General features: G+C 70.9%; 12 protein-coding genes. 1 reads left to right on the forward strand and 11 read right to left on the reverse strand.

Features of this window, described 5'->3' with window-relative positions; translation table 11 throughout:
• Positions 1-72: 72 nt before the first annotated feature.
• Genes cobF through cbiE form a run of 6 tightly spaced genes read right to left on the reverse strand, consistent with a single transcriptional unit; the run spans position 73 to position 5190 of the window.
• Entirely contained in the window at positions 73-837 is a 765-nt protein-coding gene (gene cobF, locus ACWKSV_RS09335) for a precorrin-6A synthase (deacetylating) (RefSeq protein WP_076717223.1), read from the reverse strand.
• Positions 834-1556: a uroporphyrinogen-III C-methyltransferase gene (gene cobA / locus ACWKSV_RS09340; protein ID WP_076717225.1), complete on the reverse strand. Its 723-nt coding sequence runs from the start codon at positions 1554-1556 to the stop codon at positions 834-836. The genes cobF and cobA overlap by 4 nt, the downstream gene beginning before the upstream one ends.
• Before the next feature lie 20 nt (positions 1557-1576).
• Positions 1577-2884 (reverse strand): cobyrinic acid a,c-diamide synthase CobB, encoded by a 1308-nt coding sequence (locus tag ACWKSV_RS09345; protein ID WP_076717226.1) that lies wholly within the window; start codon positions 2882-2884, stop codon positions 1577-1579.
• Positions 2881-3645 (reverse strand): precorrin-4 C(11)-methyltransferase, encoded by a 765-nt coding sequence (gene cobM, locus ACWKSV_RS09350; protein ID WP_076717228.1) that lies wholly within the window; start codon positions 3643-3645, stop codon positions 2881-2883. Before cobM ends, ACWKSV_RS09345 begins: the two co-directional genes overlap by 4 nt.
• Position 3646: 1 nt before the next feature.
• On the reverse strand, positions 3647-3997 hold the full coding sequence (locus tag ACWKSV_RS09355; RefSeq protein WP_076717230.1) for a cobalamin biosynthesis protein: 351 nt from the start codon (positions 3995-3997) through the stop codon (positions 3647-3649).
• On the reverse strand, positions 3991-5190 hold the full coding sequence (gene cbiE, locus ACWKSV_RS09360; RefSeq protein ID WP_076717231.1) for a precorrin-6y C5,15-methyltransferase (decarboxylating) subunit CbiE: 1200 nt from the start codon (positions 5188-5190) through the stop codon (positions 3991-3993). The genes ACWKSV_RS09355 and cbiE overlap by 7 nt, the downstream gene beginning before the upstream one ends.
• On the opposite strand from cbiE, the gene ACWKSV_RS09365 reads away from it, so the two are divergent.
• On the forward strand, positions 5189-5935 hold the full coding sequence (locus ACWKSV_RS09365) for a cobalt-precorrin-6A reductase (protein WP_191864542.1): 747 nt from the start codon (positions 5189-5191) through the stop codon (positions 5933-5935). The genes cbiE and ACWKSV_RS09365 overlap by 2 nt on opposite strands.
• On the opposite strand, the gene cobJ is transcribed toward ACWKSV_RS09365, so the two are convergent.
• The 5 genes from cobJ to cobN are packed head-to-tail and all read right to left on the reverse strand — an operon-like array spanning position 5911 to position 12509.
• On the reverse strand, positions 5911-6660 hold the full coding sequence (gene cobJ / locus ACWKSV_RS09370) for a precorrin-3B C(17)-methyltransferase (protein ID WP_191864541.1): 750 nt from the start codon (positions 6658-6660) through the stop codon (positions 5911-5913). The genes ACWKSV_RS09365 and cobJ overlap by 25 nt on opposite strands.
• Positions 6657-7382 carry a precorrin-2 C(20)-methyltransferase gene (gene cobI, locus ACWKSV_RS09375; RefSeq protein ID WP_076717235.1) on the reverse strand — a complete coding sequence of 242 codons (726 nt, stop codon included), beginning with the start codon at positions 7380-7382 and terminating at the stop codon, positions 6657-6659. The genes cobJ and cobI overlap by 4 nt, the downstream gene beginning before the upstream one ends.
• Positions 7379-8008, reverse strand: coding sequence for a precorrin-8X methylmutase (locus ACWKSV_RS09380; protein WP_076717236.1), 630 nt, complete (start codon positions 8006-8008; stop codon positions 7379-7381). The genes cobI and ACWKSV_RS09380 overlap by 4 nt, the downstream gene beginning before the upstream one ends.
• The gene (locus ACWKSV_RS09385) at positions 8008-9129 is read right to left on the reverse strand and encodes a ferredoxin-like domain-containing protein (RefSeq protein WP_076718347.1); all 1122 of its coding nucleotides are present in this window, start codon (positions 9127-9129) and stop codon (positions 8008-8010) included. The genes ACWKSV_RS09380 and ACWKSV_RS09385 overlap by 1 nt, the downstream gene beginning before the upstream one ends.
• Positions 9126-12509: a cobaltochelatase subunit CobN gene (gene cobN, locus ACWKSV_RS09390; RefSeq protein WP_076717238.1), complete on the reverse strand. Its 3384-nt coding sequence runs from the start codon at positions 12507-12509 to the stop codon at positions 9126-9128. Before cobN ends, ACWKSV_RS09385 begins: the two co-directional genes overlap by 4 nt.

Genomic DNA, 12509 nt, shown 5'->3' on the forward strand with positions numbered 1-12509 from the left:
ATGCCGGGGGCATGGCCGACCCGCAACTCGCCTGCGGGAGGGGAGCGGTGCGTGGCAGAAGGACGGGCTCTATCACGCCTCCTCCCCCACCAAATCCCCACTCCGCCGCAGCAGATACACATCCATGATCCACCCATGGACCCGCCGCAGTTCCGCCCGGCGCGCCACGATCCGATCCGCCACATCCGCCAGCAGCCCGGCCTCGACCGCCTCCTGCGCCATGCCCAGATACGCCCCCCACCAGATCACCGCATCCGGCTGGTCCAGCGTGGTGAACGCACAGCCCCCGTCGAGCATCACCGCCACGCTGTCCGCCCCCTCGGGCCAGCCGCCCTCGCGCAGGCGCCGCCCGGTCGTCACCATCACCGGCGCGCCGACCGCGTTGAACGGAATGGCGTGCGCGGCGCAGAGCAGTTGCAGGCTGGTGATCCCCGGCACCACCGTGACCCGCTCCACCGCGACCAGTCGCCGCGCGATGCGGATCGTGCTGTCGTAAAGCGACGGATCGCCCCAGACGAGCAGCGCCACCCGCCCGCCGCGCGGCAGATGCGCCGCGATCTCCGCCGCCCAGCGTTCGGCGATCGCATCATGCCAAAGCTCGACCGTATCGAGATAAGCGCCCTCGGCGGCGCGTACCGGCAGGTCGAACTCGACCACCTGCACGCTTGTACCCGCCAGCACCTGCGCACAGATGTCGCGGCGCAGGTCGATCAGCTCGGCCTTGTCTTCCTTGCGCGGCAGCAGGATCAGGTCGGCGTTCCGCATCGCCGTCTCCGCCGCGCGGATCAGGTGATCGGGATTACCCGTGCCGATGCCGATCAGGTCGAGATGGATCACAGATCCTCCATCAGCGGGCCGTAGAGGATCAGCGCGGCCTTGTCCGACACCCCTTGCGCCAACTGCGCGGCCAGCGCACCGATCGTCGCGCGGGTCAGCCGCTGGTCGGGGCAGCCGACATGCTCGGCCATCAGCGCGGGGGTTTCCGGCGACAGGCCATGCGCGACCAGCGCCTCGACCAGCGCAGGGAATGTCCGCTTCGGCATGAACACCACGGTCGTCGCGCCCGCATCCGCCAGCGCCGCCATGTTGCGGTCGGCGGGCAGCGCGCCGGTGACGTCATGGCCGGTCACGAACTGCACCCGCCGCGCCTCGGACCGCCGGGTCAGCGGCAGGCCCGCCGCCGCCGCCGCCGCGCTCGCCGTGCTGACGCCGGGGACGATCTCGAAGGGAATGGCGGCGGCCTTTAAGGCGATGATCTCTTCCTCCAGCCGCCCGAAGATACCCGGATCGCCGGACTTCAGCCGGACGACGCGCTTGCCGCTCAGCGCATGATCGACCAGCAGCCGGTCGATCTCGCCCTGCTTGGGCGAGGCACGGCCCGCACGCTTGCCGACCGCGATCAGTTCGGCGTCGGCGCGGCAATGGCTCAGCATCGGCCCGGCGGCGAGATCGTCGAACAACACGACATCGGCCGCGCCCAGACAGCGCACCGCCTTCAGCGTCAGCAGTTCCGGATCGCCCGGCCCTGCGCCGACAAGGGAGACGAACCCGCTCACCACCCCACTCACCACCCCAATCACCACCAACGCGCCACCAGATGGAAGAAAGTGCCGGTCACGCCCCCCCGCCGCGATCCGGTTTCGGGCACCGCCTCGCCTTGCGCGTCCACGACATGGGCAAGGGCTGCATCGGGCTGTTCGAGCACGGTTGAGTAATGAAATTCATGCCCGCCCAGCACCGCCCCCTCGGGCATCCCGGCCACCTCACCCAGCAGGGTCGCGCGGCGATAGCCGAGATGCATCTTGCGCTTGGCATAGCTGGTCACGAGGCCCAGCAGACCGGCCATGCGGTGGCTGACACCCTCCGCATCGATCAGCGCCTCGCCCAGCGCCATATAGCCACCGCACTCGCCATGGATCGGCTTGCTCGCGGCATGGGCGGCGAGACCGGCGCGAAACGTCTCCGCCGCCGCCAGCCGTCCGGCATGAAGCTCGGGATAGCCGCCGGGCAGCCAGACCAGATCGGCCGCGGCATCGGGGGCCTCATCGGCGAGCGGCGAGAAGGGCAATATCTCCGCCCCGCCCGCGCGCCAGCCCTCCAGCATATGCGGATAGACAAAGGAAAAGGCCGCATCCTGCGCCAGTGCGATCCGCTGCGCGGGCGGTGGCGGCAGGGTGCCGGACGCGGGCGTGACGGGCTTGGCATAGGCCGCCGCGCGGACCGCCTCCAGATCGACATGCGCTGCCAGAAACGCCGCATAGTCGCCGATCAGCCGGTCGAGTTCGGGATGTTCGACCGCCTGCACCAGCCCCAGATGCCGCTCGGGCAGGACCAGATCGCCGCGCCGGGGCAGCGCGCCGAAGACCGGCAGGCCGATTTCCTCGAAACCCAGCTTGGCCAGCCGCTCGTGACGCGGGCTCGCCACCCGGTTGAGGATGACGCCCGCCACCCGCAATTCGGGATCGTAGCGCGCGAAGCCCAGCGCGGTCGCCGCCGCCGATTGCGCCTGTCCGGATACGTCGATGACCAGGATCACCGGCCAGCCCATGCGCCTGGCCGTCTCGGCACTGCTGCCCATGCCGGTCGCACCGGGTCTGGCGACGCCGTCGAACAGGCCCATCGAACCTTCCGCCAGCACCAGCTCGGCATCCGCCCCGCGCTGTCCCAACGTATCGAGCAGCGTCGCCGGCATCGCCCAGCCGTCGAGGTTGAACGATGCCCGCCCGCAGGCCGCACGGTGGAAGGCGGGGTCGATATAGTCGGGGCCGCTCTTGAATGGCTGCACGGCCAGCCCCGCGTCACGAAACGCGCGGAGCAGGCCCAGCATCACCGTCGTCTTGCCGGTGCCCGAGGCGGGCGCGGCGATCATCAGACCCGGCGTCATTCTACGCTGTTCCCAGGACGATAGCGGCGGTCATAGCCCTCCGCATATAAGCGGCTCTCGGCAAAATCGCTCTGATCGAGCACCCGGCCGACCAGGATCAGCGCGGTCCGCTCCGGCCCATCGGCGGCGGCCTCCGCGATGGTCGATAGCGTCGCGCGGACGATACGCTGCTCGGGCCAGCTGGCGCGCCAGACGATCGCGACCGGGCAGTCGGCACCATAATGCGGGGTCAGGTCGGCGACGACCTTGTCCAGATTGTGGATCGACAAATGGATGGCCAGCGTCGCGCCGGTCGCGGCGAAGGCGGTCAGCGACTCGCCCTCCGGCATGGCGCTGGCGCGGCCGGGGGTGCGGGTCAGGATCACCGATTGCGCGATGCCGGGCAGGGTCAGTTCGCTCTCCAGCACCGCAGCCGCCGCTGCGAAGGACGGCACGCCCGGCGTCACCGAGACGGGGATGCCCAGTTCGCGCAAACGCCGCACCTGCTCACCCATCGCCGACCAGACCGACAGGTCGCCGGAATGGAGCCGGGCCACGTCCTGGCCCTTGGCATGGGCGTCCGCAATCTCGGCCATGATCTCATCGAGCGTCATCGGCGCGGTGTTCACGATTTTCGCATCCGGCGGGCAATGCGCCAGTACCGCCTCCGGCACCAGCGATCCGGCATAAAGGCAGACCGGGCAGGCGGCGATCAGATCGCGGCCCCGCAGGGTCAGCAGATCGGGAGCGCCGGGTCCGGCGCCGATGAAGTGAACGGTCATCTCAATGTCCCTGGGCGATGGCGCAGGTCGCCATGCGGTCGGAGGAAATTACACGCAGGCCGACGATCCGCGCGCCCGGCCCGGCGGCGGCCAGCGCGACGGCTTCGGCGACGCTGCCGACCCCGCGCGCGGCCAAACTGACGGTCGAGCGGGTCGGGGTGTCGATGCCTGACAGCAGATCGGCGGCGACGGGGTGGACGGCCAGCCCCTCCGCCTCGGCAAAGGGCGCGATCACCCCGGCCCGGTCAGCGGGCACGGCCAGCGCATCGGGGCGCATGCCGGTGGCGGCCAGCGCGCTGCGGAAGGACTCGGAGGTCGCCTCCGCCCGGCATCCGAACCCGGCGATCACCATGCGACCCGCCACTGCACGATGGGATAGCTCGCCTTCCACCCCCGCTTGGTGCCGAGCGGTCGTGCGCGCGCCAGTTCGATGCGCAGCAGCTCCCCGCCATAACGGGCATGGCATTCGGCCAGCAGCGCCTCGGTCTCCAGCGTGACGGCGTGCGCGACCAGGCGACAGCGCGGCAGTGCCCGCAGCGCCTCGACCAACGGTCGCGACAAACCGCCGCCGACGAACACCGCATCGGGGTGCGGACGCTCGGCCAGCTCCGAAACCGCATCGCCTTCGATCAGGTCCAGCCGGGTCAGACCCAGCCGCGCGGCATTGTCGGCGGCGCGGGCGAGGCGTGCGGGATCCCGCTCGAAACCGATGGCGCGGGTGGTCGGGTCGCTCAGCAGCCATTCGATCGCCACCGATCCCGATCCGGTGCCGATGTCCCACAGCAACTCGCCCGATCGCGGGGCGAGCGCCGAGAGCGCCAGCGCGCGGACGGGGCGCTTGGTGATCTGTCCGTCATGCGCGAACCAGTCATCGTCCAGGCCACTCGCACGCGGCAGGACACGGCCCGACCCGGCAGGCTCAATCGCCACCGCGACCGGGTGGGCGATCTCGGTCCAGTCGAGCGCGTCCGCCGTGCAGGCCCGCACCCGCTCGCGCGGACCGCCCAGCGCCTCCAGCACGGTCAGTGCGCTGTCGCCGAAGCCCTGCTCGGCCAGCCAGGCGGCCAGCCCCGTCACCGAAGCGCCGTCGCGCATCAGCGCCAGGATACGCTGCCCTGGCGTCAGAAGCGGACGCAGCGTCTCGACGGGCCGCGCGTGAAGGCCGACGCTGTGGATCGTCTCGACCGGCCAGCCCAGCCGCGCCGCCGCCAGCGACAGGGTGGACGGGGCCGGATAGGCGACCCACTCGCCGGGCTCCAGATGGCGGGTCACGACCGATCCCGCCCCGAACCAGAAGGGATCGCCCGAGGCGAGCATCACCACCCGCTCGCCCCGGCGTTCGAGCAGCATGGGAACGCCATCGGCAAAGGGGACGGGCCAGACGATCCGCTCGGCCCGGCCCTGCTCGGCCAGCAGCGACAGGTGACGGGGCGCGCCCATCACGCTATCGGCCGCCAGGATCGCGGCGCGCGCGGGGGCGGTCAGGCCGTTCCAGCCATCCTCGCCGATCCCGACGATCGTCAGCCACGCCTGGGAGTCAGCCATGCGCCACATCCTTCTGCTCGGCGGCACGACCGAGGCGAGCGCCCTGGCCACTGCGTTGGCGACGCGCGGCGAGCGCGCGGTGCTGAGCTATGCGGGTCGAACCGAGGCTCCGCGCGCCCAGGCAATCCCGACGCGGGTCGGCGGGTTCGGCGGTATCGAGGGGCTGGCCGACCATATGCGCCGCGGAGGCGTGACCCATCTGGTAGACGCCACCCATCCCTTTGCCGCGCGGATCAGTGCCAATGCGATTGCGGCGGCGGAGTTGGCGGGCGTGCCCCTTCTCGCGCTGACCCGGTCCGAATGGGTGGAGACGCCCGGCGACCGCTGGACCCACGTGGCGGATACCGAACAGGCGGTAGGCGCGCTCGGCTCCGATCCCGCGCGCGTCTTCCTGGCGCTCGGACGCCAAACCATCGGCGACTTCGCCAGCGCGGCGCAGCATTTCTACCTGCTGCGCTTCGTCGATGCCGCCGCACCGCCAGCGCTGCCCCGCCACCATCTGGTCGTGGATCGCGGTCCCTTCACGCTGGCGGGCGAACTGGCTCTGCTGCGTGAACATCGGATTCAGGTAGTCGTCGCCAAGAATGCTGGCGGCTCCGGTGCGCGGGCGAAGCTCGATGCGGCACGAGAACTCGGGTTGCCGGTCGTCATGATCGACCGGCCCTTCATTCCGCCCCGCCCGCAGGTCGGCAGCGTCGCGGCCGTGCTGGACTGGCTGGATCACGGCGTCGTCCGGGGGGTGTAGAGGATCGGGCGCCCCGCGTGCGGGATCATCCGCGTGCGGCTGGAGCCGATGATGACGATGGTGCGCATATCGGCCATCTCGCCGCGCGCTTCCGGCAGGGGTACGATGCGCAAGACTTCCTCGGACGTCGAGACGGCGCGGGCGAACAGCACCGGGCGGTCGTCCCCGCATGTCTCACGCAGCAGCGCAAAGGCCGCATCCAGCGCGTCGGGCCGCGCTTTGGACCGGGGATTGTAGAGCGCGATGGCGAAATCCGCCTCCGCCGCCAGCGCCAGCCGCCGCTCGATCAGTGCCTGCGGCTTGAGATTGTCGGAGAGGTTGATCGCGCAGAAATCATGGCCCAGCGGCGCGCCCACCCGCGCGCTCGCCGCCAGCATCGCGGTGATGCCGGGCAGCACGCGGATGTCGAGATCGTGCCAGCGCGCAGGATCTTCCTCGACCCGCTCGAAGATCGCCGCCGCCATCGCGAACACCCCCGGATCGCCCGAGGATACGACGACGACGCGGCGGCCCGCCTCCGCCATCTCCAGCGCGTGGAGCGCGCGGTCGCGCTCGACCCGGTTGTCGCTGGCATGGCGGGTCAGGCCGGGCCGCTCGGGGACGCGCGCGACATAGGGGATATAGCCGACGACATCGGTCGCCTCGGCGAGCGCCGCCGATACCTCTGGCGTGACCATCGCCTCCGCGCCCGGCCCGAGCCCGACAACGATCAGCCAGCCGCTCATGGCCGCCGCCCCTGTCCGTGGATCAGCGCGATCGAGAAATAGGGAACAGGCGCGTCCTCCACGTCCGCCAGTCGGCGGACCCGCTCCCCGGCCTGGGCGGCATGTTCGACCAGCCAAGCCTGATCCGACCGCCCCGCCGCCGCGATCGCGCGGCGCAGTTTGGGCAAGTGGCGGCCGATCTTCATGACGACCAGCGCGTCGGTCTCGGCGATGCGGCGGGTCAGTTCCGGCTCCGGCAGGGTCGCCATCGCGACGGTCAGCACATCGTCGCCCCAGGTGATCGGCGCGCCGCTGGCGGTCCAGGCGCCCGACATACCGGTGATGCCGGGCACCACCGCGACGGGCACATGATCCTTCAACCGGCTGTGCAAGTGCATGAACGATCCGTAGAAGAACGGATCGCCCTCGCACAGCACCACCACATCCTCGCCGCCCTGAACCAGCGACAGGATATGTGCGGTGCACTGCGCGTAGAAGGCCGACAGGCACTCATTATAGCGCGGGTCGGTGAACAGGATCTCGGTCGTGACCGGATAGTCCATTGGATATTCGACCACATCGTCGCGGAGCATGCCCTCGACGATGGTGCGTGCATGACCGCGCCGTCCGGCCTTGCGGAAATAGGCGACATGCCGCGCCCCGCGCACGAGGCGATCGGCGCGCACGCTCATCAGATCCGCCGCGCCCGGCCCCAAGCCCACGCCGTGAACGGTCCCCGTCATTCGGCGCGGCTCGCCAGCGCGTTGATCGCCGCCACCGTGATCGCGCTGCCGCCGGGGCGGCCCTTCACGATGGCGCACGGCACGGGCTGCGCTTCCCAGAGCGCGTCCTTCGACTCCATCGCGCCGACGAAACCGACCGGACAGCCGATGATCGCCGCCGGGCGCGGGCAGCCGGGGTCTTCCAGCATGGTCAGCAGATGGAAGAGCGCGGTCGGCGCATTGCCGATCGCCACCAGCGCACCCGCCAGATGCGGCCGCCACAGCTCTAGCGCAGCGGCGGAACGGGTCGTGCCCATTTCCGTGGCCAGCGCGGGCACGGCAGGGTCGCGCAGCGTACAGATCACCGGATTGTCGGCAGGCAGCCGGGCGCGCGTGACCCCCTCGCTGACCATATGCGCGTCGCACAGGATCGACGCGCCGTTCGCCAGCGCCTGCCGCCCCGCCACCGCGAAACCGGCCGAGAAATGGATCGACGGCGCCAGTTCGACCAGCCCGGCGGCATGGATCATGCGCACCGCGACCGGCTCTTCCTCCGCATCGAAGCGCGCCAGCTCCGCCTCGGCGCGGATGATGGCGAAGGACTGGCGATAGATCGCCGCGCCATCGGTTTCGTAAGTGTACGGCATCAACAGGCTCCGAGAAGCGCGACCGCCCGCTCGGGCGTCAATCCGGTGTGAAGGGGCGCGGCCCCGGCGCGGGCGTGTCTGGCCAGATCGAAAGCCCCCTCCCGCCCGGTCAGCACCCAGTCCGCTGTCCGTGCCCGCGCGCAGCCCTTCGCGCAACCCGAGACGTGCAGGCGGCCGTCGATCAGCGGTGCTAGCCGGACGGCCAACCCACGCGTTTCGACACTCGCCTGCGGACAGGCGGGCGCGCCGACACAGGCATCGACGCGCAGAATGGGACTGTCGGCCAGCAGCATTCCGGCGGCGGGGGTCGGTGCGATGCCTTCCGCGATCAGCAACCGCCAAGGGGTGAGGCGAAGGACGCAACCATGCGAACGAACAAACGCCGCCAGCGAGGCGGCGTCGATCCGGCCGAAGGGCAGCCCATAGACCGCACCGATCGGATGCGCGCCTGGCTGCATCGCTTTGCCGGGTGCGGGTACGGCGTCGCCTTCGGCCCAGTCGGGCAGGGCCACCTTGTGACGCGCCATTCGCCCGGCCGCGTGTCCGCCGCTTTCGCTGAACCAATGCGCCAGCCGAATCAGGGCGTCGACCGCGTTGGACCGCGTCACGGCGACACCGGTCGACCGCCCATCCCCGCGCAGCGCCAGGGTGCCAGTGGCGGTTCTCTCGATACGGAAATCCCCGGGCGCGTCCGTTACTATCGGCGACGGCCCCGCATCGATGATAAAGCCCACCTTGCCCGGCAGTTCGGGCAGTTCGGCCAGGCGCGCCCGCAACTCGCTGGCGATGGCATGGGTATCGTCACCCTCACGCCAATCAGGGTTGATAAGGATCGCCCCCCGCCCCTCCGACACCGGATCGGCATCGACCAGCCCCAACGCCTGCAACTCCGCCAGCAGCGTGGACCAGTTCGCCTCGGCCACACCCCGGATTTGCAGGTTCGCACGCACCGTCAGGTCGATCTGGCCATTGCCGTGGCGGATCGCGCCCGCGCACAACCCTTCGGCTTGTTCCGCCGTCAACCGTCCCAGCGGCGGACGAACGCGAACGAGCAGCCCGTCGCCCGCCATCATCGGCCGGAACGCGTCGGGGCACCAGCCCTTGACCACGAAACCGCTCATGCCGCGCCGTCCAGCATCGCGAGCACCGAATTGCGCCGCGTCCGCCACAACCCCGCGGCATGAAGTGCCGCAAAGCGCGCCTCCATCGCCTTCAACGCCGCCGGGTTCGCCTGCGCCATGAAGTCGCGCACCGCGTCCTGCGCCAAGGTCGCATCCCAATACAGGTCGATCAGCGCGGCGGGCACGGCCTCCGCCAGATGCGCAAAGCTGCCCAGATGGTCGAGCGTCGCGGCGATCTCCGCCGCACCCCGGAAACCATGCGCCATCATCCCCGCCACCCAGCGCGGATTGGCGGCGCGGGCATGGACGGTGCGCGCGATCTCCTCGGCCAGCGTCCGCGCCTTGGGGCTGGCGGGGTTGCGGGTGTCGAGATGATAGAGCGCCGCCGCCCCCTCCCCCAGCGCCACGCGCGCCGCCGCGAAACCCGCCTGATGCGCGGCATAATCGGCGGCGAGCAGCAAATCGCTTTCGGGCAGGTCGTGGAGATGGACGAACGCCTGCGCCGCCGCCACCCGCGCCGCGATCCCCTCCGCATCGCGCCGGTCGCCATCGTCCAGCGCGGTCGACGAGGCGGCGAGCCAGCTCTGCCCCGCCTCGATCCGTGCCGCCTCGTCATAGCCCGCATTCGGGTCCAGCCCGATGCCATAGCGTCCCGGCGCGGGGCCGTAGACGCGCGGGCTCCCCTGTCCGACGAACGAATTCCATTCGGCCGTTTCGTCCCGCTGGCCGAGCGCACGCACCGCCTGCCCGAACAGCGCGACCAGATGCGGGAAGGCGTCGCGGAACAGCCCCGAGACGCGCAACGTCACATCGACACGCGGCCGGTCGAAGCGCATCAGCGGCATCACCTCGAACCCCGTCACCCGCTCGGAACGATGGTCCCAGACCGGCTCGACCCCGATCAGGTGCAGCGCCATGGCGAATTCCTCGCCCGCCGTGCGCATCGTCGCCGAGCCCCAGAGATCGACGATCAGGGTGCGCAGGTGATCGCCCTCCTCCTGCATATGGCGGCGGATCAATTCCTCGGCGAGCTTGACGCCCTGGAGATGCGCGGCCCGGCTTGGCACCGCGCGCGGGTCGATGGCGTAAAGGTTGCGCCCCGTGGGCAGCACATCGGCGCGCCCGCGATAGGGCGAACCCGAAGGCCCCGCCGGAACGCGCTTTCCATCCAGCCCGGCGAGCAACCCGGCCCGCTCCGCCGCGCCCTGTTCACCGCGCCCGAAGACGTGAAGCCCCTCGCCGAACTGGCTGTCCTTCACATCGCAGACGAATGCGTCGATCCGGGCAAGCGGATCCTCCGCCCCCGCCAGCCCCAGCGCCTCGCCCAGGCCGACGCTGTCCGCCTCCTCGGCAATGCTGGCGCGCAGCCGGTCGCGGCGGGCGGGGTCGAGGCCATCGGCATTGGCATATTCGTCGAGCAACGCCTCCAGCCGTCCCAGCCCCGCGCCGGTCTCCGCCTGGACCAGCGCCGGGGGGACATGGCCGATCGTCACCGCGCCCAGCCGCCGCTTGGCCTGCGCCGCCTCGCCCGGATCGTTGACGATGAAGGGATAGAGGACCGGCCAGTCGCGGGTCAGCGCCTCGGGCCAACAGGCGCCGGACAGCGCGACCGCCTTGCCGGGCAGCCACTCCAGCGTGCCATGCGCGCCGACATGGACCAGCGCATCGATCCCCTGCGCACGCAGCCAGAGATAGAAGGCGACATAGGAATGGCGCGGGCAGCGCGAGAGGTCGTGATACTCGTCCGCCCGAGCCTCGCGTCGCCCGCGCTCGGGCTGGAGCGCGACGATCGCCTTGCCGAGCATGAGGGCGGGGAATTGGAACTGGTCGCCCTGGACCAGCGGATCCTCTTCCGCCGCGCCCCAGCTTTCGGCAAGGTCGGTGCGCAGACTTTCGGGCAGAGCGGCCAGCGCCTCATGATAGGCGGCGAGCGGCCAGGTGACTCGGTTGCCGAGCAGCGCGGCGGGCAGATCGGGCTGCGGTTCCACATCATGACCCGCCTCGCGCAGATCGGAGAGGATTGCCGCCGTCGAGGCGAAGCCGTCCAGTCCGACCGCGTGCGCCGCCTGCCAGTCCTTGCCCGGATAGGTCGACAGCAGGATGGCCAGCCGCCGTTCCGCCGCCGGGGTCGTCGCCAGCCTCGCCCAGCCCGCCACCTTGTCCGCCACCGCCGCGATGCGCTCGGGCTCGGCGCGGTGGAGGCGCAGCGCGATATCGAAGTCGGGGTCGCGCTCTCCCGGCTGCTTGAAGCTGACCACGCCCGCGAACAGGCGTCCGTCGATCTCGGGCAGGACGACATGCATGGCGAGGTCGGCGGGCGACAGGCCGCGCGCGGCACCCTCCCAGCCCGCCCGGTCGCTGGTGGCGAGCGCGACCTGGAACACCGGCACGCCCGCGCCGTCGAGCGGGGTGGCGTCGTCCTCACCGCGTGCCGAGAAGGCGGTGGCGTTGACGATCGCGGCGGGGGTGAGAGCCTTGACCCAGCGCGCGACCCAGGGGCCTGCGCCCTCGGCCTTCAGCGAGGGGATGAATAGGGCGACGGGGTCGAAGCCGCGTTCGGCCAGGGCTGCGTGGAGGGCGGCGATGGGTTCGAGGTCGGCGGCGGCGAGATAGGCGCGGTAGAAGGTGATGAGGATGCGGGGGCGAGTTGTGGTCAGCAGGGTGGCGGCCGGGCAGGCCGGGCCGTTCGGGGACCAACCTCCGAGGGGGGCCAGTTGAAAGCCCCTATCCCGGCAGGGGGAGGGGTTGGGGAGGGGCAAGGCCACGAGCGACGCCACTTGTGGAGACGGCCCTCCCCCATCCCCTCCCGCCTGCGGGAGGGGCGTGCTCGGGGCAGTCGTGCCGAGCAAAAGCCCCTCTCCCGGCAGGGGGAGGGGTTGGGGAGGGGTAAGGGCCGCAGGCGACAACGCTACGATTTCGCGCAAAGCCAGAGCAGCCGCATCCGCCCCGCCCGCATCGCACAGCGCGGTCAACCGCCGCACCACCGCCTCCCCCACGGTCGACGCCGCCACCAACCGCCGGTCCTCACGCCCATCCGCTGCCAGCACGGCCAGCGCGATACCCCGCTCGCGTGCCAGCCGCTCGACCTCGCGCAGGCCGTATTCCCAGTACGCCGCGCCGCCGATCAGCCGGATCAGGATCGCCTTCGCATGCGCCAAGGTCTGCTCGACATAGGTGTCGACCGACAGCGGATGGACCAAGGCCGCCAGATTGGCGAGCCGCAGCGACCAGGAAAATCCCCCCGCCCGCCAGCCCGCCGCAAAGGCGCTGAGGTCGCTGTCGGAGAAGGACAGCACGACCACGTCACCGGGGCGCTGCCCCAGATCCTGTGGAACGGCCTGTTCCTCCAGCCCATGGCTCTCGCGAAAGACGAGATGCAC

Source organism: Sphingomonas sp. SphC10 (assembly GCF_057004845.1).

Excerpts from the sequence above, each read along its gene's own strand:
- ACWKSV_RS09380 (WP_076717236.1), bottom strand. The coding sequence starts at position 8,008 with ATGCCGTACACTTACGAAACCGATGGCGCGGCGATCTATCGCCAGTCC.
- cobI (WP_076717235.1), bottom strand. The coding sequence starts at position 7,382 with ATGACGGGGACCGTTCACGGCGTGGGCTTGGGGCCGGGCGCGGCGGAT.
- ACWKSV_RS09365 (WP_191864542.1), top strand. The coding sequence starts at position 5,189 with ATGCGCCACATCCTTCTGCTCGGCGGCACGACCGAGGCGAGCGCCCTG.
- cobJ (WP_191864541.1), bottom strand. The coding sequence starts at position 6,660 with ATGAGCGGCTGGCTGATCGTTGTCGGGCTCGGGCCGGGCGCGGAGGCG.
- cbiE (WP_076717231.1), bottom strand. The coding sequence starts at position 5,190 with ATGGCTGACTCCCAGGCGTGGCTGACGATCGTCGGGATCGGCGAGGAT.
- ACWKSV_RS09355 (WP_076717230.1), bottom strand. The coding sequence starts at position 3,997 with ATGGTGATCGCCGGGTTCGGATGCCGGGCGGAGGCGACCTCCGAGTCC.
- cobM (WP_076717228.1), bottom strand. The coding sequence starts at position 3,645 with ATGACCGTTCACTTCATCGGCGCCGGACCCGGCGCTCCCGATCTGCTG.
- ACWKSV_RS09345 (WP_076717226.1), bottom strand. The coding sequence starts at position 2,884 with ATGACGCCGGGTCTGATGATCGCCGCGCCCGCCTCGGGCACCGGCAAG.
- ACWKSV_RS09385 (WP_076718347.1), bottom strand. The coding sequence starts at position 9,129 with ATGAGCGGTTTCGTGGTCAAGGGCTGGTGCCCCGACGCGTTCCGGCCG.